29 protein-coding genes are annotated in these 25,738 nt (G+C 42.4%); 19 read left to right on the forward strand and 10 right to left on the reverse strand.

Annotated features, from left to right (window positions below):
* Positions 1–186: 186 nt before the first annotated feature.
* From LYNGBM3L_RS18090 to LYNGBM3L_RS18105, 4 genes are all read left to right on the forward strand, one after another.
* On the forward strand, positions 187–1,848 hold the full coding sequence (locus LYNGBM3L_RS18090; RefSeq protein ID WP_008186214.1) for an efflux RND transporter periplasmic adaptor subunit: 1,662 nt from the start codon (positions 187–189) through the stop codon (positions 1,846–1,848).
* 26 nt (positions 1,849–1,874) lie between these two features.
* On the forward strand, positions 1,875–5,045 hold the full coding sequence (locus LYNGBM3L_RS18095; RefSeq protein ID WP_008186216.1) for a CusA/CzcA family heavy metal efflux RND transporter: 3,171 nt from the start codon (positions 1,875–1,877) through the stop codon (positions 5,043–5,045).
* 98 nt (positions 5,046–5,143) lie between these two features.
* A complete protein-coding gene (locus LYNGBM3L_RS18100; RefSeq protein ID WP_008186218.1) occupies positions 5,144–5,617 on the forward strand; it encodes a hypothetical protein in 474 nt (157 codons plus the stop codon).
* Between the two features lie 20 nt (positions 5,618–5,637).
* Complete coding sequence (locus tag LYNGBM3L_RS18105) at positions 5,638–6,510, forward strand: DUF8832 domain-containing protein (RefSeq protein WP_008186219.1); 873 nt, start codon at positions 5,638–5,640, stop codon at positions 6,508–6,510.
* 59 nt (positions 6,511–6,569) lie between these two features.
* Here LYNGBM3L_RS18105 and LYNGBM3L_RS41110 read toward each other — a convergent pair whose 3' ends face one another.
* Positions 6,570–6,749, reverse strand: coding sequence for a hypothetical protein (locus LYNGBM3L_RS41110; protein WP_008186221.1), 180 nt, complete (start codon positions 6,747–6,749; stop codon positions 6,570–6,572).
* Positions 6,750–6,777: 28 nt separating this feature from the next.
* On the opposite strand from LYNGBM3L_RS41110, the gene grpE reads away from it, so the two are divergent.
* Complete coding sequence (gene grpE, locus LYNGBM3L_RS18110) at positions 6,778–7,413, forward strand: nucleotide exchange factor GrpE (protein WP_008186222.1); 636 nt, start codon at positions 6,778–6,780, stop codon at positions 7,411–7,413.
* 130 nt (positions 7,414–7,543) lie between these two features.
* Positions 7,544–8,761, forward strand: a complete 1,218-nt coding sequence (locus tag LYNGBM3L_RS18115) for an RNA-guided endonuclease InsQ/TnpB family protein (RefSeq protein WP_008186223.1) — start codon at positions 7,544–7,546, stop codon at positions 8,759–8,761.
* Between the two features lie 15 nt (positions 8,762–8,776).
* Here LYNGBM3L_RS18115 and LYNGBM3L_RS18120 read toward each other — a convergent pair whose 3' ends face one another.
* The 5 genes from LYNGBM3L_RS18120 to LYNGBM3L_RS18140 all read right to left on the reverse strand — a co-directional run bounded on the left by LYNGBM3L_RS18120 (position 8,777) and on the right by LYNGBM3L_RS18140 (position 13,824).
* Positions 8,777–9,472: a DevA family ABC transporter ATP-binding protein gene (locus tag LYNGBM3L_RS18120; protein WP_008186224.1), complete on the reverse strand. Its 696-nt coding sequence runs from the start codon at positions 9,470–9,472 to the stop codon at positions 8,777–8,779.
* A 55-nt stretch (positions 9,473–9,527) separates the two neighbouring features.
* A complete protein-coding gene (devC, locus tag LYNGBM3L_RS18125) occupies positions 9,528–10,676 on the reverse strand; it encodes an ABC transporter permease DevC (RefSeq protein ID WP_008186225.1) in 1,149 nt (382 codons plus the stop codon).
* A 181-nt stretch (positions 10,677–10,857) separates the two neighbouring features.
* Positions 10,858–12,177 carry an ABC exporter membrane fusion protein gene (locus LYNGBM3L_RS18130; protein WP_008186226.1) on the reverse strand — a complete coding sequence of 440 codons (1,320 nt, stop codon included), beginning with the start codon at positions 12,175–12,177 and terminating at the stop codon, positions 10,858–10,860.
* Between the two features lie 146 nt (positions 12,178–12,323).
* Positions 12,324–12,851: a MarR family winged helix-turn-helix transcriptional regulator gene (locus tag LYNGBM3L_RS18135; protein WP_008186227.1), complete on the reverse strand. Its 528-nt coding sequence runs from the start codon at positions 12,849–12,851 to the stop codon at positions 12,324–12,326.
* Positions 12,852–13,083: 232 nt separating this feature from the next.
* Positions 13,084–13,824: a phycocyanobilin:ferredoxin oxidoreductase gene (locus LYNGBM3L_RS18140; RefSeq protein WP_008186228.1), complete on the reverse strand. Its 741-nt coding sequence runs from the start codon at positions 13,822–13,824 to the stop codon at positions 13,084–13,086.
* A gap of 679 nt (positions 13,825–14,503) precedes the next feature.
* Between LYNGBM3L_RS18140 and LYNGBM3L_RS18145 the strand changes: the two genes are divergently transcribed.
* Entirely contained in the window at positions 14,504–15,697 is a 1,194-nt protein-coding gene (locus LYNGBM3L_RS18145; protein ID WP_008186229.1) for an RNA-guided endonuclease InsQ/TnpB family protein, read from the forward strand.
* Between the two features lie 202 nt (positions 15,698–15,899).
* Positions 15,900–16,082 carry a Sec-independent protein translocase subunit TatA/TatB gene (locus LYNGBM3L_RS18150; RefSeq protein WP_044493720.1) on the forward strand — a complete coding sequence of 61 codons (183 nt, stop codon included), beginning with the start codon at positions 15,900–15,902 and terminating at the stop codon, positions 16,080–16,082.
* A 185-nt stretch (positions 16,083–16,267) separates the two neighbouring features.
* Here LYNGBM3L_RS18150 and LYNGBM3L_RS18155 read toward each other — a convergent pair whose 3' ends face one another.
* Positions 16,268–17,017, reverse strand: a complete 750-nt coding sequence (locus LYNGBM3L_RS18155) for a Crp/Fnr family transcriptional regulator (protein WP_008186231.1) — start codon at positions 17,015–17,017, stop codon at positions 16,268–16,270.
* Here LYNGBM3L_RS18155 and LYNGBM3L_RS45885 point away from each other — a divergent pair.
* A complete protein-coding gene (locus LYNGBM3L_RS45885) occupies positions 17,016–17,249 on the forward strand; it encodes a hypothetical protein (protein WP_008186232.1) in 234 nt (77 codons plus the stop codon). The two genes, LYNGBM3L_RS18155 and LYNGBM3L_RS45885, sit on opposite strands and share 2 nt — an antisense overlap.
* Here the strand turns inward: LYNGBM3L_RS45885 and LYNGBM3L_RS48775 are convergent.
* Positions 17,246–17,371 carry a hypothetical protein gene (locus LYNGBM3L_RS48775; RefSeq protein WP_008186233.1) on the reverse strand — a complete coding sequence of 42 codons (126 nt, stop codon included), beginning with the start codon at positions 17,369–17,371 and terminating at the stop codon, positions 17,246–17,248. The genes LYNGBM3L_RS45885 and LYNGBM3L_RS48775 overlap by 4 nt on opposite strands.
* 169 nt (positions 17,372–17,540) lie before the next feature.
* Here LYNGBM3L_RS48775 and LYNGBM3L_RS49440 point away from each other — a divergent pair, with 169 nt between their 5' ends.
* Complete coding sequence (locus LYNGBM3L_RS49440; RefSeq protein ID WP_008186234.1) at positions 17,541–18,323, forward strand: globin domain-containing protein; 783 nt, start codon at positions 17,541–17,543, stop codon at positions 18,321–18,323.
* On the opposite strand, the gene LYNGBM3L_RS48780 is transcribed toward LYNGBM3L_RS49440, so the two are convergent.
* Together LYNGBM3L_RS48780 and LYNGBM3L_RS18170 are read right to left on the reverse strand one after the other, a co-directional pair.
* The gene (locus tag LYNGBM3L_RS48780; protein WP_267872055.1) at positions 18,311–18,439 is read right to left on the reverse strand and encodes a hypothetical protein; all 129 of its coding nucleotides are present in this window, start codon (positions 18,437–18,439) and stop codon (positions 18,311–18,313) included. The two genes, LYNGBM3L_RS49440 and LYNGBM3L_RS48780, sit on opposite strands and share 13 nt — an antisense overlap.
* Before the next feature lie 17 nt (positions 18,440–18,456).
* Entirely contained in the window at positions 18,457–19,032 is a 576-nt protein-coding gene (locus LYNGBM3L_RS18170; RefSeq protein ID WP_008186235.1) for a Uma2 family endonuclease, read from the reverse strand.
* Between the two features lie 479 nt (positions 19,033–19,511).
* Between LYNGBM3L_RS18170 and LYNGBM3L_RS18175 the strand changes: the two genes are divergently transcribed.
* From LYNGBM3L_RS18175 to LYNGBM3L_RS18215, 9 genes are all read left to right on the forward strand, one after another.
* Positions 19,512–19,907, forward strand: coding sequence for a hypothetical protein (locus tag LYNGBM3L_RS18175; protein ID WP_008186236.1), 396 nt, complete (start codon positions 19,512–19,514; stop codon positions 19,905–19,907).
* Between the two features lie 616 nt (positions 19,908–20,523).
* Positions 20,524–21,093, forward strand: a complete 570-nt coding sequence (locus tag LYNGBM3L_RS18180) for a Pvc16 family protein (RefSeq protein ID WP_008186237.1) — start codon at positions 20,524–20,526, stop codon at positions 21,091–21,093.
* Positions 21,094–21,131: 38 nt separating this feature from the next.
* Positions 21,132–21,971, forward strand: coding sequence for a hypothetical protein (locus LYNGBM3L_RS18185; RefSeq protein ID WP_008186240.1), 840 nt, complete (start codon positions 21,132–21,134; stop codon positions 21,969–21,971).
* Between the two features lie 24 nt (positions 21,972–21,995).
* Positions 21,996–23,453 carry a phage tail sheath family protein gene (locus LYNGBM3L_RS18190; RefSeq protein WP_008186241.1) on the forward strand — a complete coding sequence of 486 codons (1,458 nt, stop codon included), beginning with the start codon at positions 21,996–21,998 and terminating at the stop codon, positions 23,451–23,453.
* 6 nt (positions 23,454–23,459) lie between these two features.
* Positions 23,460–23,639: a hypothetical protein gene (locus LYNGBM3L_RS43840; protein WP_008186244.1), complete on the forward strand. Its 180-nt coding sequence runs from the start codon at positions 23,460–23,462 to the stop codon at positions 23,637–23,639.
* Positions 23,640–23,729: 90 nt separating this feature from the next.
* Positions 23,730–24,194 (forward strand): phage tail protein, encoded by a 465-nt coding sequence (locus tag LYNGBM3L_RS18200; protein ID WP_008186247.1) that lies wholly within the window; start codon positions 23,730–23,732, stop codon positions 24,192–24,194.
* 125 nt (positions 24,195–24,319) lie between these two features.
* Entirely contained in the window at positions 24,320–24,802 is a 483-nt protein-coding gene (locus tag LYNGBM3L_RS18205) for a phage tail protein (RefSeq protein ID WP_008186248.1), read from the forward strand.
* A 2-nt stretch (positions 24,803–24,804) separates the two neighbouring features.
* A complete protein-coding gene (locus LYNGBM3L_RS18210; protein ID WP_008186250.1) occupies positions 24,805–25,008 on the forward strand; it encodes a DUF5908 family protein in 204 nt (67 codons plus the stop codon).
* Positions 25,009–25,017: 9 nt separating this feature from the next.
* The gene (locus tag LYNGBM3L_RS18215; protein WP_008186252.1) at positions 25,018–25,737 is read left to right on the forward strand and encodes a CIS tube protein; all 720 of its coding nucleotides are present in this window, start codon (positions 25,018–25,020) and stop codon (positions 25,735–25,737) included.
* Position 25,738: the final 1 nt, after the last annotated feature.

Consider the following 25,738-nt stretch of genomic DNA (forward strand, 5'->3'; position numbering starts at 1 on the left):
GCTTACCAAAGTCCTAAAAAAAATAATTTCATTGATACCTAAAATTTCATCCTGATTTCATATTTGCTTGTGATACTTAATCAAGACGACAGCAAATGACCATCTGGATGCAAACCTTAGGTATCTGGGTGGAGGCTATGGTGACTACTTGCACCCTCTGCTGAGCATCAAAAGCACTGATCCATTATGCACAAGACAGAAAAAATCCTGGCTTCAACGTTTACCTTTTTGCTGGTGATAGCGATCGCACCAGTTGCTGTTTTCGCCCATGCCGGGCATGGAAATGAGTTCCAAAGCGGAACCGAAGCCACCAGCAATCCCGAAGGAATTAAGGTAGATGCCACAACCGCTAGTCAAATTGGGATTAAACTCCAATCCGTCTCTAGGCAGTTTTTGGATATTGGTATTCAAACCACGGGGCAAATTGAAACCCAGCCCAACCAACAGGCGCAAGTAACAGCACCGATTCCCGGTACAGTTGCTAAACTTTTGGTCAAACCAGGTCAGAGGGTCAAGAAAGGTCAAGCGGTTGCTGTCATTTCTAGCTTGGAGTTAATTGAATTGCGGGTTGAGTCTCTCGACAGACTGACTGAAGCTAAGGCCACATTGGGAGAAGCTCAGGCAAATCTGGAACTAGCTAGGGAAAATTTAGAACGTCAGCGTCAAATTGCTGCTGCTGAAATCGATGAAGCTGAAACTCAGCTAGCAGTAGCCCAAGAAGAGTACGATAAAGACCTAGCATTAGCAATCGAAGGTGCTCTGGCTCGACGTCAGATGCTAGAGTCGAAAACTAAGCTAGCAGAGGCTAAAACGTTACTGAAAAGAGCATTTAGCCGTCGGGAAGTTCTCGAAGCAGAAGCGGAATTAAAACGGGCTCAAACAGCGGTTAAGGCTGCCAAATCCCGGGTTCAACTGAGCGATACTACCTACAAAACCCGACTGCAACAACTTAGTAATTCTGCTAATGAGCAAGGAAAGGTAACGGTGCTTGCTCCAATTTCCGGTACAGTAGCGCAGTGGAAACTAACCTTGGGTGAATCGTTTGAAGACGCAGGTGGGCAACTGATGACGATTGTTAACAATAATCAAGTCTGGGCAACTGCTAATATTTATGAAAAAGATTTATATAAGGTAAAAATAGGTCAGAAGGTCAGATTAGAAGTTTCTAGTCTGCCTAATCAGACTTTTACAGGTCAAGTTACCCAAATCGACCCTATCGTGGCAGGTCAGACACGAGTAGTGCCAGTGAGGGTAAAGTTGGATAATCCTGGAGGGCAACTAAAACCAGGAATGTTTGCTCAATTAAATATTCTTACTGATAAAACCAGTGTAGCTACTTTAGCGATTTCTCAAGATGCTTTGGTGGATGCTAATGGTAAACAACTGGTTTATGTAGAAAATGGTCAGAACTTCTATGAACCTGTAGAACTTACTCTTGGTTCAACTTTTGGGGATTTGGTAGAAGTCAAGAATGGTTTATTTGAAGGTGACCAGATTGTGGCTGAAGGCGGGGTGATGTTGTATGCCCAATCCCTAAGGGGTGGCTCTAAAGCTGATCACCATGACCATGAGCAAGAAGAACATAATCATAAGGCAACATCGACTAATGTTAATGTTGCTAGCCTACCCTGGTGGTGGGTTTTTCCTGTAGGAGGGGTAATTACAGCTGGTGCTTTTATGCTCGGACGCCGCACTGCTTCACAATCAAGACCAGCACCTATAGAAATTTCCGATGGGCTGACCAATAATAGCTATCATCCCACTGCTGATGTAAAAGGAAATGCCCAGAGCAATGGGGATGGCTATTTAGATTCGGCCATTCCTAATAGTTTCGTAAACAGGCAATAATCAGCAAGGCTGTAGGTAAGACCAAAATGCTTAACTCGATCCTGAAGTGGTCTATTGCTCGACGCTGGCTAGTTGTAATTGGCGCTATCATCGTCACAGTTTGGGGATTTGGCATTGTTTCCCAAATGCCCTTAGATGTATTTCCCAATTTTGCTCCTCCCCAAGTTGAAATTCAAACGGAAGCGCCGGGATTGGCTCCAGAAGAAGTGGAATCTTTAGTTACAATGCCTGTCGAAAGTGCGATCAATGGCATTCCTGGATTGACTACAGTACGATCCTCTTCGGGAGTGGGCATTTCTGTAGTAAAAGTTATCTTCAAATGGGATACTAATATCTATCAAGCTCGCCAGTTAGTAACTGAACGATTACAACAAGCTGCTGCCAGATTACCAGAAGGAGTAGAATCACCGCAAATTTCTCCCCTTTCCTCGCCCATTGGTACCATTCTTTCCTACGCTTTTACCATTGACGAAGATGTAGAGACAGGAGATGTCCCCTCTGAAATTGACCTAATGGCTGTGCGTCGATTGGTTGACCGAGATATTACCAACCAATTATTGGCAGTAGCGGGGGTAACTCAGGTAATTGCCTATGGGGGAGATGTACGTCAGTATCAGGTACTGGTTGACCCTGCCAAGTTAACCGCTTTTGATGTTTCCTTAGCAGAAGTTACCGAAGCAGCAGCAGCAGCAAATACTAATGCAGCGGGTGGCTTTCTGATTAGTCCAGACAAGGAACTATTAATTCGAGGCATTGGACGAGTTGAGTCAATAGAGGATTTAGAACAATCGGTGGTAGTGGCACGTAATGGCACACCATTGCTGCTTTCTGATATCGCCGATGTCCGAATTGGTGCTGCATTGAAGCGGGGTGATGGTAGCTTGGATGGAAAAAAAGCGATTGTGGTGCTAGTTAACAAACAGCCCCTGGCTGATACTCCTACTGTTACTAAAGCCGTAGAAGCAGCCATGGAGGAAATTAAAGAGGGTTTGCCGGAGAATGTCAAGGTTACTGTTACCTTTCGCCAATCCGATTTTATTGATGCCTCAATTAAAAATGTCAGGAATGCTTTGCGCGATGGCATCATCATTGTTTCTATTATTCTGTTTCTGTTCTTGATGAACTGGCGCACTGCCATTATTACCCTCAGCGCCATTCCTCTGTCTTTGTTGATTGGGATGATGCTACTCAATCTCTTTGGTTTGGGAATTAATACCATGACTCTGGGAGGACTAGCTGTAGCAATTGGGTCAGTGGTGGATGACTCGATTGTGGACATGGAAAATTGCTATCGGGGATTACGGAAAAATCAGCAAGCAGGAAATCCCCTCAACCCATTACAGGTGGTTTATAACACTTCAGTGGAAGTGCGAGTGAGTGTGCTGTTTTCTACAGTAATTATCGCTGTAGTCTTCGCACCAATTTTCACCCTTACTGGTGTTGAAGGTCGTATCTTTGCACCGATGGGAGTAGCCTATCTCGTATCAATTTTTGCCTCTACATTTGTAGCCCTGACCCTGAGTCCAGCTTTGTGTGCTTTCTTGCTTGCTACTGTACAGTTACCGGAAGAAGAAACTTGGGTAGCGCGCTTTTCTAAAAAACTATATCAGCCATTAATTCGGTTTTCTCTTCATGCTCCCAGTCTAGTTTTGCTAACAGCAGTAGCCGGGTTTGTCGCTTCTATAATTATTTTTACCTCTCTAGGACGAGTCTTTTTACCAGAGTTTCAGGAGCGATCGCTTGTGAATGCTTTCACTCTTTATCCCGGTGTCTCTCTGGAAATGACGAATCGGGCTGGTTCAGCCATGCAACTAGCTCTCAAAGATGACCCCCGGTTTGAGTCAGTGCAGTTACGTTCAGGGCGTGCTCCCGGTGATGCTGATGCTGGTAGTGTTACTCTCGGCCATTTGGATGTGGAAATTTCAGATGAGGGGATGAAAGACCGAAAAGCAACCATTGAGAAACTGCGTGAGGAATTTGCCAAGTTACCAGGGGTAGCTCCTAGTATTGGTGGTTTTATTTCCCACCGCATGGATGAAGTCCTCTCAGGAGTCAGGAGTGCGATCGCAGTAAAAATTTTTGGTCCGGAACTTTCCGAATTACGAACTATTGGTGCTCAAGTTCGAGATGGGATGCAAGATATTCCTGGTGTGGTGGATCTAATTCTTGAACCCCAAATTCCGATCAAACAGGTGCAAATTAAGTTTGACCGCGCTGCTGCTGCTCGTTATGGTCTTAGTGTTGGTCAGCTGGCAGAAATTGTTGAAACTGCTCTCAATGGTAAAGTCGTGTCGCAGGTACTGGAAGAGCAACAGTTATTTGATTTAGTAGTGTGGTTGAAAGCCGAATACCGCAATAATCTTAATACCATTAGCAACCTCCTAGTTGACACTCCCACGGGCACTAAAATTCCTCTTGCCCAAGTTGCTAACATTAGTTATGGTAAGGGACCAAACACCATCAACCGCGAAAATGTTTCTCGGCTGATTGTGGTTTCAGCTAACGTTGCTGATCGAGATTTAGGTAGTGTAGTTGAAGAGATTCAAGCCACAGTCAAGGAGAGAGTACAATTACCTTCTGGCTACTTTATCCAATATGGAGGACAGTTTGAATCAGAACAACGAGCATCCCAAAATTTACTAGTATTCGGTACTCTGGCACTGATTGTAATTGCTGTTTTAATGTACTTTGCTGTCAAGTCAATTTCAGCAACAGTGATGATTATGCTCAATCTACCTCTAGCATTAACTGGGGGAATTTTTTCCGTTGCCCTCGGTGGTGGTATTGTCTCTGTTGCTTCCATGGTAGGGTTTATCACTCTCTTTGGTGTTGCTACCCGCAATGGTTTACTTCTGGTAGATAATTACAACAATAAATTGGCTCAGGGAATGCCTTTGAGTCAAGTGATTATTGAAGGTTCAACGGAACGATTAGTGGCAATTTTAATGACGGCGTTGACTTCAGCTTTAGGGATGGTTCCTCTCGTAATTGGCACGGGGGCAGGGAAAGAAATTTTACAGCCATTGGCAATAGTTGTGCTGGGAGGATTGTTTACTTCTACAGCTTTAACCTTATTGGTATTACCAGCTTTGTATGCTCAGTTTGGTCGCTTTTTCATATCTAAACCCATCAATTCTGGTATTTCACCTGAAGACTTAAATTCATCCTTTAAACGTGGTTCAGTGGTGGGTCAATAGGTAAGTAGTCAGCTGTAAGCTGTCAGCGGTAAGCTTAGTCAGTATCAACTTTTTTACTGGTTATCAAAAAAATAAATTAGTTTGAAAGGAGTAAAACTATGGGTTCGTGGTTGCAGTCAAATTTAATTGTTCTATCTAGTTTGGGATTGATATTTTTAGCCTCCTGTGGCAATAGTACAAAAGAGACTACTCAAACTACCTCTTCAGAAACTGTCACCAAAACTGAGAAGGTTGATTCCTCCAGCCATGGTGATGGTTACTCCCAAGGTGGTCAAATCATTGAATCTGGCCTTTATCATTTAGAATTGTTGCCTATCGTAGAAAAACAGGGCATTCACTTAGACTTTTTTCTACAACAGGGCGAGGAACACAAAAGTGTATCTAATGCCAAAGTTAAGGCTCAAATTCAGTTACCAAATGGTGAGCAAAAGAATCTAGATTTCAGTTATGACCAGGCTGGTAAACATTACGCCGCTTTTTTACCAGGAAAAGCTACTGGGGAATATAAAGTAGTTATTCAGACTGACATTAACGGAAAAAAAATCAACGGTCGCTTTTCATTTAAACAATAACTATTGTGGGTAAATACATAATGAATCGTTTGGTTAGCGCATTACTAGTTAGTTCTACTTTATTGCTGGCTCAAAGTTGTTCAACACTAGGGCAATCTGGAGATGCATCTGTTGAGGGAGATAAACACCATGGTCACCATAATCACAATGAGCATGGTCATCACCATGGTAGCCATGGTCACGGAAATAAACCATCAGTAAAGACTAAAGCTATACTAACGACTCCTTCAACAATTACTTTAGATAAACCAAATAGTTTGGTAATTGATATTCAAGACTCTGAGGGAAATGCTGTTCCTGATTTTGAGGTTTTTCAAGAAAAAATAATGCATTTAATTGTAGTCAGTGATGATCTTGAATTTTACGATCATATTCATCCTGATTACAAAGGAAATGGACGCTTTGAAGTTGAAGCTAATTTTCCTAAACCTGGTGATTATACTCTTTTTAGCGATTACAAACCAAGCGGAAACCCAGAGCGAGTGTCTGTAGTAAAAGTAAAAGCACCAGGCACTACTTCATCTCTAAGTGATATAGAAATTAAAAATACTAAAGTCTTTGGCAATACCAAGGTTGAGCTGAGTTTTGATAAACCCAAAGTTCAGGCGAATGAAGAAGTTATGATTAGCTTTAAGTTAAAAGATGCTGCTAATAATAAGCCGGTGAATGATTTACAAACTTATTTGGGAGAAGCTGGTCATTTAGTAATTGTTAAACAATCAGAATCTATAACAGCATCTGATTACATTCATGCTCACGCACTTCCAGGTAAAACTACTGAACCGATACGTTTTGCTACCCAATTTCCTGAAACAGGCACATATAAAGTGTGGGGTCAATTTAAGCGTAATGGTGAGATTGTAACTGCTGATTTCTGGGTCAATGCACTTTGAGCAAATATCTAATTTGGTAAGCATTCAGCAGTTGGCTGTCAGCTGTCAGCTGTCAGCTGTCAGCTGTCAGCCTTTGGCCTTTGGCCACGGCTGATAGCTGTTCGCACCTCAAGCAGCGTGGCCAAAGGCCAGGCGTGCGCGTAGCGCATTAGCTGATCGCACTTACCAATAATCACAATCAGGGATATGATAATTACTCTACCGGAGTTGATCAGATTTCCGGAATCTTCTCCTGTCATCTTTTATCCTTGATACGTCAGCCTGGAAATGACCGAGTCTTCCTATCCCAATTACAGTGAACAGTTGCGACAACTTATGGCAAAAGTGGATATTCCTAGTTTTAGGCAACTCAGTCTCAGGGCTGATGTTTCCGAGTTGCAACTGAGGCGTTTGCGGAAAGGTCAGGTCTCGCAGATGCAGCTAAAAACGCTGCTAAAACTTGCTGAAGCGTTGCAGGTGTCGCTTAATCAGTTACTGGTTATGTTTTTGCCAGATTCTGTTTCTACGTTACAGCAGGAAGACTCAACATTCAAGCAGGAGTACCAGCGTCTAGAACAGCAGTTGGAACAGCAGCGCCAGACTTTAATGCAGGAGTTTCAGCAATCTAGTTTACAAGTGCTAGAATCCTGGCTAGTGCAATGGCCCACTGCTGCTTATGCGGCACAACAGAATGAGCAGTTACCAGCAGTGAGATTATTGCCCCTGGTAAAGCCAGTGGAACAGTTGTTAGAAAAATGGGGTGTGGAAGCGATCGCATCTGTGGGGCAAGAAATTCCTTACGATCCACAACAACACCAACTCATGTCAGGCAGTGCTCAACCAGGTGATCGGGTTAGGGTACGTTACACTGGCTACCGCATTGGTGATAAGTTGCTGCATCGTGCTAAAGTTAGTCCAGTTTAACAGAGTGAGCGGGAATTCCCCTTCCTCGCGCTAGCAGGTGGGGGATGAGAGCGAACACCAGGATTTTATTTTTGCCCGGAATATAGTTATAACAAATTGTATATAATAATAACAAGGAGGTGATCAAAAGATGAGACACTACGCAATCAAAGTCAGGATCTATCCGAGCGATGAACAAAAAGAAATATTAGCTCAACACTTTGGTTGCGCTCGGTGGTGGTGGAATTATGCTCTAAACCATTGCATTGAAACCTACAAATCCACAGGGAAAAGTGTAAGGCAATCTAGTCTCAATGCCCTGCTTCCAAAGCTTAAAAAAGCCGAGGAAACAGAATGGCTAAAAACCTGTTATTCTCAGGTGTTACAAGCTGCTACCTTAAATCTGGTCACGGCTTATAAAAACTTCTTTCAAGGTAGGGCTAGGTTCCCTAGATTTAAGTCAAAGAAGCGTAAACAATCTATTCAATATCCCCAAAAGGTAAAACTAGTTAATGGTAATTTGAAATTTCCTGGGAAAGTTGGTGTAATCAAAACCAAGTTTGACAAACGTCCAATTGAAGGAGAAATCAAAACTGTTACTATTTCCATGACACCATCTGGGAAATATTTTGCATCTATTTTGACTGAGTTAGAAGGGGATAATCCTCAACCTAATCATGAGGGAAAAGTAGCAGGTGTAGATTTAGGGGTTAAAGATTTTGCCATAGTTAATGATGGGAATAAAACCTCCAAGTTTGCTAACCCTAGACACTTGTACAAATCCGAGAAAAATTTAGCCAGAAAGCAAAATAAATTATCTAGAAAACAAAAAGGTAGTAACACCAGAAACAAAGCCAGAAGAATAGTTGCTAGGGTTCACGAACGTATTAGCAATACCCGTCAAGACTACTTACATAAGCTATCAAGAAAGCTTGTTGACGATAACCAAGTCATCGTAGTTGAAAACCTCAATACTAAGGGTATGCTTCGGAACCACAATCTAGCTAAAGCAATATTGGATGCCGGATGGGGGATGTTTGTCAATTTCTTGTCTTACAAATTAGAAAAGGAAGGCAAGGTACTAGTGGAAATTGACAAATGGTTTCCTAGCTCTAAAACATGTTATAGTTGCCTTTATCAAGTGAGTGAAATGCCATTAGATATCAGGGCTTGGAAATGTCCTAACTGTGGCGCTCACCATGATAGAGATGAGAATGCAGCCAAGAACATTAGAGCAGAAGGTATCAGGATATTACAATCCTCTGGGACGGGGGATTCTGCTAGTGGAGGGGATGTAAGACCAAAGCGAGGAAGTAAACCCAAGCTAAGGCAATCCCCTGTGAAGCTGGAAACCACCTGCTCTGCGTAGCAAGCAGGTGGTAGTTCATCTAACTGCTTTGATACCATTCAGACGCCCATCTTCCATATTAACAATCCGGTCAGCAATATCGAGAATTCGATTGTCGTGAGTAACGAGTAAAATTGTACAGCCCTGTTCTTTAGCTAACTGCTGCATTAAATCCACCACTTCACGACCGGATTTACTGTCTAGTGCTGCTGTTGGTTCATCGGCTAAGAGTATCTTGGGATTACCCACTAAAGCACGAGCGATCGCGACTCGTTGTTTTTGTCCTCCAGAAAGTTTATCTGGGTAGTAATTCACCCACTTACCTAAGCCCACTTCTTCCAATATAGCTACTGATTTAGTAATAGCATCTTTAACAGAAAGTTCTGGGTGTAGTTCTGCTGACATTTGCACATTTTGGCGAGCTGTTAAACTCTTGAGTAAGTTATGAGCCTGGAAAATATAGCCAATATGACGCCGCACCGCTATCAAATTACGTTTATTGGCTCCCAGCAGTTGCTGTCCTAGGATTTTAAGACTACCAGATTGAGGCGATCGCAATCCTCCGATTAGGGTTAGTAATGTCGTCTTACCCGATCCAGAAGGACCAGTCATCAACACAATTTCTCCTTGGTGGATGTCTAGGTCAATATCAAACAAAACCTGTTTCCGTAGAAAACCTTTACCAAAGTAATGATTAAGATGCTTAATGGATACAACTGCTTCGTCCACCATGACAGTTTTCCTTCCTAGCTAGTTATTGGTTATTGATTATAGTTTTAGCAATAGTTTAAAAAATATCAGCGGGATCGGCTGCTTGGAGTTTCCCGATCGCGATCGCACCGGAAATACAACACATAATAATCGTCAGAATCAAAACTGTCACTGCCCTAGCTAGACTCATGGCTATGGGTAAACTGGTAGCATTTTTCGTTAAACTATACAACCCTAGTGCCAGTCCATATCCAGGAAAATAACCTAAAATTGCCAGAATCAGAGCTTCTTGAAAAACAACTATCAATAGATACCTGGTTTTATAACCCATGGCTTTAAGGGTAGCATACTCAGGCAAATGATCCGCGACATCAGTATATAGAATTTGATAAACAATCACTGTACCCACGATAAATCCCATAGCGCTACCGAGGGTAAAAATAAAGCCTATTGATGTACTGCTTTGCCAGTAAGCTTTCTCCCAATTAACAAACTCTTCCTTGGATAAAACTCTAACATCCTTAGAAAGTTCGCGCCTCATATTCTCTACAACTATCTCCACATCTAACCCTGGTTCTAATTTAATCAAACCGATATCAATTAGTCCTTTATGGCGATCAGGGAAAAGGCGTAAAAAGTTTAAATCACTGGTGATCACATTTCCATCTGCTGCAAAGGAAGCCCCTAGGGTGAATAAGCCTCCTACTCGAATGCGACGTTCTTTGACTTCAGTGGTTATCTCCTTGCCCTGATTAAACTCTTCAGCAATAGGACCATATTCAGGTCTGGAGCTGTCATCGAACAAAACTACATCGGGCATTTTTATCGTATCCAGATTGCTGGTTACTCCAGATAAATTGAAGACGTTGTCAGTAGGATTAAACCCAATCACAAGTACATTGCGAGTTTCACGGGTTTGAGGATTTTTCCAGAGGCCATAGTCCATATATATCCCACGGATCGATTTGACCCCATCAAATGCAATACTTTGATACAACCTGCGACTAGGAAAACTTTTCAGAGCGAGTATTGATTGGGACTGGGGACTAATCAAAAAAATGTCACCCTGTAAGCTATTATGTAGTGTCACATTACTGGCAAACAGGGCATCCCTAAAACCCATTTGCATAAACATTAAAATATCGGCAAAAGCAATTCCTGCCAGTGCCACCAGCAAACGCATTTTTTCATGGGTCAATTGTAACCATGCTAAAGGTATTTTCATGATTAATATTTACTGGTTAATTACTATTTTTTAATTAAAAATTAAAAATTAAAAATTAAAAATTAAAAATGAATAACCTTATACTTTGTAAGTGTTTCCACCGGATACAAGCCCACGAATTAATTTATAGGTTAGTTTTGAATTTTGAATTGATAATTTTTAATTGGAGCAAAGCGATTGACTAATTACTAATAACTATTTTTACGATGACTTGGGAGTTAGTTAAATCAGTCACGGTCTTGCTGTCTTCTGGATTTAGACGAATATCTACTTCAACAACTCTGGCATCTACGTCAGCGGCTGGATCAGTGTCAAGAACATCCTGTTTGTCAATTTGTTGCCCAATTCTAACTACACTGCCATTGAGTTTACCCTCAAATGCCTTGCTTTCACTAATAATTGTTACTTTCTGTCCTAGCTTGACTTTACCAATATCACTTTCGTAGACTTCAGCAACAACCATCATTTGGTCAGTTTGCCCTAGTTCCACAATTCCCTTTTCTTGATCTACGGTTTCTCCTGGATAAGTGTTAATTTTCAAAACTTGACTATCTAGTGGAGAATGGACGTAAGCAAATTTTAATTCTGCTTCGGCTTGCTTGACTTGTGCCATAGCCATTTCTAGCTCTGCGTCAGCCTGTCTAATATCTACAAGACGTACTTCTTTAATCTCTTCTAGGGTAGCTTTGGCTTCGTTAATCTGTGCTTCTACTACAGCTAGGGTCTGCTTGCGGTTGACCATAGCTTCTTTGAGTTGTTCCCTGAGGGTGCTTATAGTTTGGGTGCGGTTGGCTATGGCTTCACTCACGCTCTCTTGGGCAGTTTCTACGTTTAGGCGGCGGCTGTCCAATTCGGAAATTGCGATCGCACCGTCTCGTTCTAACTGCTGATAGCGCTGAAAATCTGCTTGGACATTCCTTAACTGAGCCTCTAATCGCCTGACTGTGGCATCTTTCTCTTGTTGTGTTTCTTGCAGCTGAGTCTGTAAACGGTCAATGCGAGTTTGTAGCGCCTCCTTCTGCCCCCGATACTCTGCCTCTAGTCGTTTAATCTTAGCCTCCTGAGCAGCAATGGTGCCGCTTTTAGCACCGGCTTTGACTTTCTCCAAGTTCGCACGGCTTACTTTAACCTCCGCTTTTGCCCGTTCTAAATCCGCTTGTAAGCGTCCGCGATTTTCCATGATGGCAATCAATTGATTGGCACCTACTTTATCCCCTTCCTTAACCAGTAACTGAGCCACCCTTGGTGCTTGAAAAGTTGTTGGAGCAGCTAATTGAATAACTTCCCCCTCAGGTTCGAAACGTCCTAGAGCCGTGACAGCTCGGATAGCTGGGGTTTTACTGGCGGATGGCACTGGTTCTGGTGGGCGCTCACGGACCATTTCCAAACTATATCCGCTAGCGACCACAGTTGCCAGAATCCCAACACCAGCCAGTACAATCACCCAACGGCTTAGGGGCTTTGAGAATCCCTGATCTTTTATGCCAATTTTTGGCTCCATGACTCCTCCGGTTAAATCAACCTTTGTCGGTTATATGAGTCATAACCATCTCTTGTGTGCCATATTATATGGCTCCTTACTATTTAATTTACCATAAAGTAAATACTAGATGAGCACCGCTAACAGATTTTTTGAGCAATCCCTCATTACTGGCTCAGCTGAAATTCAGCTGAGTGCATAGCAGGGGTTCCCGCTCGCAACTTTGCTAAAAGTTTAACGAAGGTTTTCTTTTCTGCGCCAGTCAGGTTAGCCATCAAACCTGTCACCCGATTAAAGTGCTCGGGAAGCATTTGCTTCAAGAACTGCCAACCGTTTGGAGTCAGGTTAACCATCAGCATCCGTCGGTCATCTGGGTGGGGCTGGCGTTTAACTAACCCTTGACGTTCAAGACCATCAAGCAGACCTGTGATCGTCCCACGAGTAACACCAGCCTGTTGAGCACATTCGGAAGGAGTCAAGCCTAACGAACCCGCTTTGTGTAATAGCATGAGTACAGTAAACTTACCGATTGATAACTCGTAGCGACCCATATGAGTGTCAATCGCTTCGTAGATTTCAGTGGTAGTTTTCAGGAACGACAGACAAGTAAACACTGATTCTATATCTAGCTCAGGGTACTGTCTCGCGAAATTTAGCAGTTCCTGCTCTGAGGGAAGGTCACGTCTAGTGAACATAGTCTATCCCCTTAAAAAAGTTTGCCGACTTATTATTATCGTGCCTTACTATAGTATTTCTCAAATAGGTGAGGTATACAAGTTGTGGATTTTAGGGAACAGGGAACAGGTAACAGGGAACAGGTAACAGGAAAAAAATCCTGTGTACCTCATTAATATGAGAACCGCTATCATCCATTGCTCCATCCCTAAACTAATCAGCAAACTAATCAGCTTTACGATTGATTAAGTATCAAGATACTGGCAAGTCAAATAGTACCGAGGTCATATAGTTCTCTGCCCATTCAACACCAAAAGCTTTTTCAAGCACCCGCCGGGTTTTGTCATTCTGCCGCTGCTTGCTGCAATAATAGTGTTGACTAGCAATAATTTCTGCTTGCTTTTCTCTAGAGACCGGTAGGGCATTAGCAGCATGGGCACAGTGAATCTGTAATAAATCATCCACCCATGCCAGGAACTGTGCTTCTTCTTCTGGACCATTGGGACGCACAAAAATGCAAAATTCTGAAAAAATGTCTGCCCAAGGTGGTAAGTCACGGGGCTGTTTAAACTCAGGTTTTGGTAGGGTCTGTAACGAACAGTGATAGGCTTCTGGTAAGGTACGTTTAGGGTTGAGTGGAGAAAGGTCTGCGATCGCAGCACTAATTTGTCCTCTAGCTGCCACCACATCACAGCCAAACATGGGCAGAGCATACTCTGGACGAGGAAACATTACACAGTGTAAAATGTCCAACATCTTACCTATTTTTGCCAATTCCAGGTGCATTTTCCGAAACTGACGTGTCTGATAGCAACGGTTTTCGATAGTCAGTTTCTCTCCCTCAAGCCGTCCTTCCACGTAGCCTAACTCGGCTGGTAAATGATAAGGAGAAAGGTCGAAGTAGCGCCGCCAGTTCGACTCTATACAGTCTGCCAGCTTAGCGCACAGAGGGTTTTGTTGGGTTCTTAGGGATGGCGTGGAAGTGGTTGACATTCCTTAACACTTAAAGGCTATGGGTAAAATGGAGGCAACAGGCTTGCAGACAAAAGGGTTGGATGGGTTCTCCCCCCATTATCCCCCTTAACAAGAGGGGTAGGCAAAAGACAAAAGGCATGCAAGACTTGAAGTATCAACCATTGCATTGATTGTAACCTTTGCAAATGGTATATTTTTATACTTTATCTTTCCTCCTTCATCCTTCGACCTCTATCTTCTCACCTTATCGGTCACCATCAATTGCAGCAAGATATCCTAGTATGGACTTCGGATAAGCTTAGGATATCAGCTTGCCATGGTCAATCCTGTAACGCTACACAAAACTTTGTTACTGCTGGGATTGGATAAAGGATTTTGTTTGCGATCGCATAAAATTCCTTGCTAGTAGCATGGACTAGCGGGGCATTGCTGAATCTTCGGATGAAGGTGAGTGGGGTGGGCATCCTGCCCGCCCGAAAATGACCAAAAATTTGGGTCTCAAGCCCCGTCCTTCTAGGAGACGAAACCTGTTTATTGTGGAGTCTTAATCAATAAGTTTTAACCCTTTTACGCATAGCCTGCCAACCATAAAGACTCCACTATCTTACGGTAACTTGGCCGTAGGCCACGCTGCGCGAACAACGGACGGCTTTTTCTTTTTGTGCTACAATGTTACCTAGAGTTGTCCCACGTCAAGATGATAGTATTAGAATTTAAGGTCAAAGGGAATAAAACTCAATATGCCGCCATAGATGAGGCGATACGTACTGGTCAGTTTGTACGAAATAAGTGCATCCGTTACTGGATGGACAATAAAGGGATAGGACAAAAAGACCTGTATCGCTATAACACGTGGCTCAGAGCTGAATATCCTTTTGTTAAAGACTTAAACTCTCATGCCTGTCAAACTTCAGTGGAAAGAGCCTATAGTTCAATTTCTAGGTTTTACGATAAGTGTAAAAAACAAGTCCCTGGCAAAAAGGGTTATCCCAAGTTTAAAAAGTTTTCCCGGTCAGTTGAATACAAGACATCAGGCTGGAAACTTTCCCTTGATACCAAATCAATAAAATTCTTAGACAAAAAAGGAATTGGGAAACTAAAACTCAAGGGAACCTGGGAACTGTGGCGTTACGACCAAAAGCTGATCAAGCGAGTTAGGTTAGTACGTCGAGCAGATGGTTACTATGTCCAGTTTTGTGTCAAAGCTGATGTTAAAGAATCTCTAGAACCATCACATACCAACATTGGGTTAGATGTAGGACTGAAAGAATTTTATACCGATTCCAAGGGAAACACAGAGCCAAATCCAAGGTTTTATCGCAAGGGCGAGAAGCGGTTGAAGTTTCATCAACGCCGAGTTTCTCGCAAAAATAAAGGCTCATCTAGCCGTAAGAAAGCCGTTAATAGATTAGGCAGGATGCACCTTAAAATAAGTAGGCAACGTGAAGAACATGCGAAGAGACTCGCGCGTTGCGTAATCCACTCTAATGATGTGGTCGCTTACGAAGATTTAAGGGTGAGAAATTTGGTCAAAAATCACTGTCTCTCCAAGTCTATTAATGATGCAGGTTGGTATCAGTTTAGAAAATGGTTAGAGTATTTTGGACGAAAGTTTGGTAGAGAAACTGTAGCAGTCAATCCTACCTATACTAGCCAAAATTGCTCAAACTGTGGTGAAGTTGTCAAAAAATCGCTATCTACTAGAACCCATACCTGTAAGTGCGGGTGTGTGTTGGATCGCGACCATAATGCAGCTATCAATATTCTAAAAAGAGCCTTGGGTACTGTAGGGCATACAGGAACCTGGATCATTGATCCGAACGCTTATGGAGAACTGTCCTCTACTTTTCCTGGCTCCGGCCTGGTCGAGCAAGACGGCTCTGTGAAGTAAGAATCCCCGTCCTAGAAGGACGGAGAGTGTCAATACTTTGAGTGGGCGACCGAGATTGACCTAGGTTGATTGTGCGCCTGGTAAAACCGTAAAGTAGATTTGTTAGAGAATTTTTTTGCTTGGCCGTGAAGTAGGATGGGCTAAGTGCTATCAAGCAGTTCAAGGTTAATTCAAAGTTAACAGGAGTTTGGAGAAAATTGGTATGTTTGGTTTAGGATGGCCCGAAGTGATGATTATTGGCGTTGTGGCAGTTGTGATTTTTGGACCGAAGAAAATTCCTGAAATCGGCAGCGCCCTAGGGAAAACCCTCAGAGGCTTCAAAGACGAGATGAATAATCCGACATCAGACCCTGAGGAGTCACAAACTGAGCAGAAAGATTCATAATTAATAAAACGTTCAGGGATTGAGTCATCCTACGCTGACTTTACGGTTAAGACCTGGTTATCCCAGGCGATGGAAGCTATATCAATTCCTGCAATCAGCACGTTTCTCATAGTAACGAGGTACAAACGAGGTACACAGGATTTTTTCCCGATTCCCGACTCCCGACTCCCGACTCCCTAGTCTTTTCATCCTTCGTTGTCCGCGATCGGCGTTCGCGCAGCGTGGCCAAAGGCCTCAGCCGCGCCAAAGGCGATCGCATCTAACTGCTGCCAGTCATTGATAATAATTTTGCCTCCCCGCTTGTAGGTAACCACTGAATTGATGGCATTTATCTTTTTGAACAAACGCACGCATTCTTCATAGGTTATACCTATACTGCGAGCAATTTGATAGTAAGGAAGGTTGATATTTAAGGAGTCTCCCTGAGCAACAGACTCAGTTCCATAGCGAGTTGCATAGTATTGCAGCAGACGCACCAGTCGTACAATTGCCCTTTCAGAAATTAGTCCATGTACGGTGTTATGAATTTGTTGCAGGCGTTGGTTAAAGACTTCCAGGATTCGCAACGCCACTTCTGGGGTATGGCGAATGGTCTCTAACAGCGCCTCTCGTTCTATGGTTAGCACTAGGGAGTCCACCTGACAAATAACTGTTGCGGGTGCAATACCATTACCAAAAATTGCCGGAGCCGCAAAAATATCACCCTCAGGGATGATGCGCAAAAGGCTTTCTTTACCATTAGTCCCGGTTTTTTTAATTTGCAGGGTTCCCTTGATTAAGGCATAGAGTTGGCAGGGGAGGCGATCGCCCTCGTAGATCACAATCTCATCCCGAAAATAAGCCCGTACATTGGTATAAGGCTGAAGATTCTCTAGCGCTGAGGTTTCTAGGTCTTTCAGCACCCAGACTTGAGCTAATTGTTCTATTGAGACCATGCCTACCAGTCCTTTGACAGTGTTTGATAGTTATAGTATTTCTGAATTTGGTAGGGAGCAGGGAACAGGGAACAGGGAGCAGGGAGCAGGGAACAGGGAGCAGGGAACAGGGAACAGGGAACAGGGAACAGGGAACAGGGGAACAAGGAGAAGAGTGTGGGGAGAGGGGGTAGTGTGGGGAGAGAGGGGAGAGCACAAGAGTGTGGGGAGAGGGAGGAGAGGGAAGAATTAGTTTGAGATTAATTTGGTATCTTTAAATACTTTTTTTCTAATGGTCTTGATGCATATCCTCATCTGACTCCCCATTTCCCCATCTCCCCATTTCCCCATCTCCCCATCTCCCCATCTCCCCATCTCCCCACACTTCCCTCCCTTTCCCTACTCCCTACTCCCTTTGCTATTACTCCGTTTATGAGCTAGCTCAAGGACAGGGCTAACTTTTTCTGTCACAGTAAAAGTAGCAACGAGTTCAGAGATATTTACCAATCTTAGAAGTTTCTAAATTTGAGATGAGGAAAGGATAATGGTTAATGCGATCGCTACAGCAAACACATCGTTTAGCACTCCCCTACAAAAATTAGCTGACTATCCAGATACAGGGATGATTAGCAAAGTTTTGCTCAAGGATAACAATTGCCAATACACCCTATTGTGTTTGGCAAAAGGTACAGCAATTGAGGAGCATACTTCACCTCGTAATGCCGCAATCACGGTAATTGAAGGGAAAGGAATTCTGACCTTAGACCAGAAAGAGATTACCTTAGAACCAGGAGTCTTTATCTTTATACCGGCTTTTGCACCTCATAAGTTACAAGCCCAAGAGAATCTGAAATTTTTGCTAACCCTCTCCGAAAAGCCCAAACCGGTGAATCAGGTGAGCCAAGAAACTATAGATATCATCAAGTCCACAGCTCCCCTGCTCAAAAAGAATGGTAAGCAAATTACTACTCGGATGTATGAAATCATGTTTCACAACCATCCAGAGGTAAAAGCACAGTTTGATATGTCAGCTCAAGCCAATGGTTCTCAACCAGCTAAGTTAGCGACAGCAGTCTATAGTTATGCTACCAAAATTGATAATATGGAGGCTTTAAAATCCATGGTTGAGGTGATTGCTCATCGTCATGTAAAAACCCATGTTAAACCAGAACAATATCCCATTGTGGGAGAGAGTCTACTACAAGCGATGAAGGATGTGTTGCATGAAGCGGCGACAGAGGAAGTGATAGCAGCTTGGACAGAAGCTTATCAGATATTAGCTGATGTTTTTATTAACCGAGAACATCAAATCTATCAATCATTATAGCAATCTAGGAGTAGGGAGTAGGGAGTAGGGAGTAGGGAGTAGGGAGTCGGGAGTCGGGAACAGCGATGCATCGCTTCTGCCTTCTGCCTTCTGCCTTCTGCCTTGCTGTTGTGCATTTTAAATGCACAACAACTTAGTTTAAATTACCAGCAGTCAAAACTTGCTCAACGGTTAACATCAGCTCAGGAAACGTAGGTGATGTTAACCGTTGATTTCCAGTTAACACTGTTTCCTGATATAACCCTTCCTCTAACACCAGCAGTGAAACCTTTTTCTTCGGGGGGTCAACAATCCAATATTCAATGATTCCCAAGGCAGCATACTCTGAACGTTTGTAACGATAATCTCGCTTAACAGAATCAGGACTCACCACCTCTACTGCTAATAATGGAGGAGTATCACATACTGCTGAGTGATCTAGCAATGCCATTACCTGATCTTTGGTTACCACATAGACATCACTTAGCCGTGACTTGCGCCATCCTGTCCGAATTCTAGCTTCTTTAAAACACAGCCAAGGCAAACCCAAACGATTAATTTCTGCTTCCAATACTTGTTCAATAAACTTAGCAATCAGCAGATGCCTAAAGGTTGGTGGATTCATGATTTCTAACCTCCCATCCACCAATTCATAGCGGTTGTCGGTACCATCATCATAGTTGAGGTATTCTTCAAAGGTGTATAATCCTTCTGTGGTTATAGTTGTCATGTTGAGCAATCCGGGAAAGTTTACATTTGGTAATCTATAGCAAAGGGAACAGGGAGTAGGGAGTAGGGAGTACGGAGTAGGGAGTAGGGAGTAGGGAGTAGGGAATAGGGCATCACAAATTCTCACAATTCAATTAGGATACCTATATATAGGGTTTATAAATAGGTCATGAACAATCTTGCTGATTTTTAAGAACACCAAAAAATCATCCAAGCTCTTTCCTACTGCTCCGAACGCGCCCCGCGTGGCCTACAGTCCCTGCTCCCTCCTCCCTGCTCCCTTTTCCCATCAATCCTATATTCACAACTCAAATACAAACGCTATATATACCAATCCTAATTGAAACCTCAGAGAAATTAGTCCCACCTAAAAAGCAGTAAGGGGGCGGACGGCTATACCCGTTAGGCTAAACCCAACTGCCCACCAGGCAATAGAGATGGCGTTGCTTAATAATGGAATGATTTTAAGAGTTTTGTGGAATGGGCATGTTGGTGGAACGGGCATCTTGCCTGTTCCTTAGATTGTCGGGCATGTTGGTGGAATGGGCATGTTGGTGGAATGGGCATGTTGGTGGAACGGGCATGTTGGTGGAACGGGCATGTTGGTGGAACGGGCATGTTGGTGGAACGGGCATGTTGGTGGAACGGGCATGTTGGTGGAATGGGCATGTTGGTGGAATGGGCATGTTGGTGGAATGGGCATGTTGGTGGAATGGGCATGTTGGTGGAATGGGCATGTTGGTGGAATGGGCATCTTGCCCGTTACAATTCCCAGACGGCCAGGATGCCCACCCCACTCCTATTCATCCCTTGATTCAGCAATTGCCTTGCATTCAGCTATCAGCCATTGGCCAACGGCTGACGGCTGACGGCTGACGGCTGAATGCTTACGAAAAATAATCCGAGTTGAAAATTCCTAAAAATATTACGATATATTTCATTGTTGAAAATCCCGAAAAATATTACGATATATTTCATTTTTCGGGATTTGCTCTCTTTCTTTGTTTTTCATGTTAGTGTTATTTTGGTGGCAGTTAGAAGTATAGAAAAGGTATTTCCCTATTCCATCATTCAACTCCAAGGGTACTCCCGTTATAGTCGAAGACTTAGCGGTAGGGGAATTGGAGAATGAATTTGTAGCGTATCTTGCCTATTTTTGTTAGGATAAGATTACACGATTAGCAAGATTGCTATCGATCACAATCCCAAAATTAAACGATTAAGGGACACGAAGCAATCAGAGTTTTCTCAGGTTCCAATATATGCATTAAAAGACAAGCTGAAAAGCCTCTGTCGCATGGAATTAAGCTGATCATAAACATACAAGTAACCCCAAGGATTTTATCGGAGGGTCTAGAGGCTGTTTGGTTCAGCCGTTAAGGGTTTTATACTCTTAAGAATCCCTCGCTATAATCTTCGATTTAGCGACGGGAGTATCAAAGTCTTCTGGTCAAGATTATCCTCCAATTATTAGGCGGGATAGGTACTACTTATGTTGGATAATGTTCTCTCGTTTCTTAAGGAACAACTCAACAGCTACATCCGAGTAAAAACCGGAGGTCAGGCTTTTGAGGTCTTATTTCTTCAGGATCGCAACGGGAAAGAAGTTTCCTTAGAAGAGAATGCCATTACTACCTTATTAGTTAACTTAGAAGAAGACTATACCTTTCGTTCTGGTGCTGCCTATGACCGGATGCCTAATCAAGGGGGGAAGCAGCAAAACAACCCTAATCTTTACCTCAATTTATACGTTCTCTATGCTGCTAATTTTACTAATTACAGCCAATCTTTAGAGTTTTTGTCCCTAATTATCAAATACTTTCAAAGTCATCGGTTATTTGATTGTCGTAACTCTCCAACCCTCAGTGCTGAGATCCAAAAGTTGACCATCGAACTGGTTAATTTGCCTTTTACTGAACAAAGAGAGGTTTGGTCTGGTTTAGGCATGTCTTATATGCCTTCAGTCATTTATAAAGTCAGAATGGTTGTCTTTGCCGATGGGGATACGGTGGAAATTGGCTCTGATGTAACTGATAGGGAAGTTAGTAGTTCAAGAATCTAGTATCGCCGCCAAACTCAAACCCAAGGGTCATCTAGATTATGCTTTATAAGCAACTCTTTGAATTAAGTATTCTTCACGACTATTATCGGGATAAAGTCTGCCCGGACTTAAGTGTTGAACCAACACCTGAATGTAGTAGGGTACTTAGGGGTCATCGTCTGATTGTTAAGAATAAAGTTAACGGAATAGTGGTCATTGCCCCAGTAGATTCAGAACATAAACCCTGGGTAGAGCTTGCTGAGGATTTGCGATTTACTTTTATATTGAAAATCAAAAATCAAGATTTTCTAGATTTCACAGATATTGAATGGAAACCCGTTGATAATGTTAGTTATCTGTTTAGTAATGAAAGGAATACTAAAATTGGAGTGTCAAATTTAGAGATAATTCCTCCTCAATTGTGTTACATAAAAGTGCCCAGGGTACAAACTATTTTTGGAATTGTGGATATTTATAATAACTCCTCCATGTCTAAAGATTTGAATCAGGGGAGTGACTATAAAATCACCTTTAACGCCAAAAAACAACCGTGGTACTATTACCTGGTAACGGATCAGTTAACTAATGGCGATGAATTCTTGATTGAAGATAAAGATCCGACCAGGAAACCAGAAATTAAATTTACTAGATCTACGAGTGCCGACGCTAAAGAAACAGATCCAATATTTTCTGCTCTTAACCAACAATTTCCTGAATCTCAAAAATATCTCTTTAAATCTGAATCAGAAATTGCTTGTCAGGAAGCTGGGAGACAAAACATTCAACTTTTAATAAAGAAAAAGAATGAACTTGGCGATCCCTCTGTGTGGATTGATCATTTACCTAATCCCCCTAATCATAACGGAATTCAAGTCATTAATGCCCTGAAATACCTATAAAAATTGAAACCTAAGGATTGAACCATGGTCACTTATAAAACTCCCAATGTTTATGTCGAGGAAATTTCTACATTTCCCCCTTCAGTCGCTGAGGTATCTACAGCGATTCCAGCTTTTATCGGTTACACAGAAAAAGCTGGAATAGACAGCCAATTAAACAATAAACCCACTCGAATTAGTTCACTGCTTGACTATGAAACTTTGTTTGGCAAAGCTCAAGCAAGTAAATTTGAGGTTACAGAGAGCGAAGGTGTAATCGCACCCATTAGCGCTCCTGAACTCAAGTATTTAATGTATTATGCTTTGCGCCTGTATTTTGATAACGGTGGGGGCAGTTGTTACATTGTTTCGGTAGGGCAATACAGCAATAGTCCAAAAGCTGTTGCCGATTTTAAAGCAGGTTTAGATGCTTTAGAAAAAGAAGATGAACCGACTTTAATCATGCTTACCGATGCCGCTAATTTAAGTACTGAAACCGATTATTACGGACTTTGTGAACAAGCTTTGGTGCAATGCAATAAATTAAAAGATCGGTTTGCAATCTTCGACGTTATGAAAGAGAAAACAGACGAAACAGGCACAGGGGCAGACGAAACAGGCACGGGGGCAACAGAACGAACACCTAAAGGGGGAGTTGATGGATTCCGACAGGGAATTGGTACAGCATATTTAAAATATGGCGCAGCTTATTCTCCTTATCTCCAAACATCACTCAACTACTATTACACCGATGATTCTGTAAGTATTCAAGGAGGTGGAGGAACCACCGATACAGGAGGAAGCACTAATACAGGAGGAGACACTAATACAGGAGGAAGCACTGAGCCAAAGCTGACTGGCATCAAAACCAACAACACCGATCTCTACAACAAAATTAAGACTGAACTAGCTAAACAGCGAGTCGTATTACCCCCAAGTGCAGCCGTAGCAGGGGTATATGCCAGGGTAGATCGGGACAGGGGAGTTTGGAAAGCACCTGCTAATGTCAGCTTGGCATCGGTACTTGCGCCTACGGAAAAAATTACCAACGAGGAACAGGAAAATCTCAACGTTGATCCCACCGCTGGTAAATCCATCAATGCTATTCGCAGTTTTACCGGAAAAGGAACTTTAATTTGGGGAGCAAGGACTTTAGCGGGTAATGACAATGAATGGCGCTATATCCCTGTGCGCAGACTGTTCAATCTCATTGAAGAATCGATTCAGAAAGCCACTGCATTTGTGGTCTTTGAGTCTAACAACACTATCACCTGGCTGAAAGTGAAGTCCCTAATTGAAAATTATCTAGAGGGATTATGGCGACAAGGTGCCCTGGCTGGTAGCACTCCTGAACAAGCTTTCTTTGTTAATATCGGACTGGGTAAAAGCATGAGAGCACAGGACATTTTAGAAGGACGGATGATTGTGGAAATTGGTCTGGCGGCAGTTCGTCCGGCTGAGTTCATTATCCTGAAATTCTCCCATAAATTACAGGAAGCATAGGGGGAATTGAAAATTCAAAATTCAAAATTCAAAATTCAAAATTCAAAATTCAAAATTCAAAATTCTAAGCATTCAGTGGTCAGCGGTCAGCAGTCAGTGGTCAGTGGTCAGCAGTCAGCCGTGAGCCATTCCCGTAGCGTGGCCAACGCCCAAGGCCAAGGCCAATGGCTGATGGCTGATAAATGATAGCTGATAGCTGATAGCTGATAGCTGATAGCTGATAGCTGATAGCTGATAGCTTAAACTAAACCTAAAGTAATTAAGGATAAATAAATCATGGCAGACACAGTAGAACAAATCAAAAATACTTATCCAATTCCGGTATTTTATTACCGAGTCACCATCGCTGGAGATAATTCCTATGCTTTCTCAGAGGTATCGGGATTAAGCATTGAATTTGAAACGATTACTTATCGAGATGGCCTGAGTTATAAAGAAGGGGCAAAGTACATGCCAGGATTAGACACTCCCATTAACCTAACCCTACAGAAAGGAATTGTCAGACAAGACAGCTATTTATTTGATTGGTTTAACACGATTAACCTCAATACTGTCGAAAAGCGAGATCTTACTATTGAATTGTTAGACGAGTCAGGTGAACCAGTTGTATCCTGGGAAGTTATAAATGCTTTCCCTAAGAAATTAGATGCACCGTCATTTAATGCCACTAGCAATGAAGTGGCTATTGAAAGTTTAGAACTAATGGCTAATACTCTCAAGGTTAATAACCCTCCATTATAATCATTAGACTTCTCTCTTCTCTCTTCCCTGCTCCCTGCTCCCTGCTCCCTGCTCCCTGCTCCCTGCTCCCTGCTCCCTAAAACCCAAGACTTTGTAGTTCACCGAATTGAAAACCGCTGTAAGTGATGGCAGATAATTTCCCCATTCCGGAACTTACTTTGACTGAAAATCCCCCGGTTGGATTTAATTTTATGGTCGTATTTTTCATTGCTGGAATTGTGCCTAATCCCTTAGATATTCGCTTTCAAAAGGTATCGGGAATTTCTGCGGAAATAAGCACAACGGACATCCGTGAAGGGGGTGAAAATATTTTCAGACATCGTTTGCCTAATCAGGTTACCTATAATAATCTGGTTTTAGAAAGAGGAATGGTGATTGGCTCTCCTCTGAATATAGAGTTTAACGTTGCTATGAGTACCATGAAATTTGCTCCCAGCAATGTCTTAGTCATTTTGCTTAATGAAAACACTGCTCCTGTTTCTAGTTGGTTATTTAAGAGAGCTTATCCAGTCAAATGGACGACATCTGACCTAGATGCTAATGCCAATGCTGTGGTTATAGATACGATGGAATTAGCCTATGCCAGATTTCAAAGTGTGAGGATTTAGCTATGCCAGTGGAAATCAAAGAATTAATTATTCGTGCCAACATTGTGGATAATAGTGAATCTAAGCATGGAAATAGTGAAAATGGAAATAGTGAAGATCATAATTTAGATTACCAGACGGGAGAAAAGTCTGAACAAAAAGAGGAAATAATTGCTGCTTGTGTCGCCCAGGTACTGAAGATACTGGAGCGGAAAAAAGAGAGATAAGGTAAATCTATGCTAAAAAATCCTTTCAAATTAGAAAAGCTGAAGATTCGTGTTTATAAAGATGGAAAACGTACTGGAAAGGGAGAAGATACCTTTGAAGTCATGTTTAATCCGGAATCCTATTCCTTAAAATACGAGAATGTTTATCAAAATAAGCAGGGTATTAATACCCGTGGACGCGAAGCAAAATATACTCTCAGCAAACCCAGGAATTTGTCCCTCAAGTTAATTTTAGATGACACAGGAGTAGCAGATTATGGAGGTTTAGGGTTTGCCGGAGCTTCATTACTTGGCAATCTTTTAGGGACGAGAGATGTTTACAAGCAAGTAGACCGCTTTCTGAAGCTAACAACATTTATGGATGGAAAAATCCATGAGCCTAAATATCTCAAAATTGAATGGGGAGACTTAATTTTTGATTGCCGTCTCGTATCTGTTAATGTTAAGTATACACTTTTCAACCGTAGCGGACAACCGATAAGAGCTGAGTTAGATACCGTTTTTAAAGGTGATCTAGAAGATTCCAAGCGAATTAAACTAGAAAATAAAAGCTCACCCGATCTCACCCATACTAAAACAGTAAAAGCTGGAGATAAGTTGGCTTTGATGGCTCAAGAGGTATATGGTGACTCGGCTTATTATATCCAGCTTGCCCGTGCTAATAATGTCAATAACTTCAGAAAGTTAAAAACCGGAACAACTATCAAATTACCGCCAATAGAGAAGTAAA

Source organism: Moorena producens 3L (genome assembly GCF_000211815.1).
Classification (GTDB): Bacteria; Cyanobacteriota; Cyanobacteriia; order Cyanobacteriales; family Coleofasciculaceae; genus Moorena; species Moorena producens.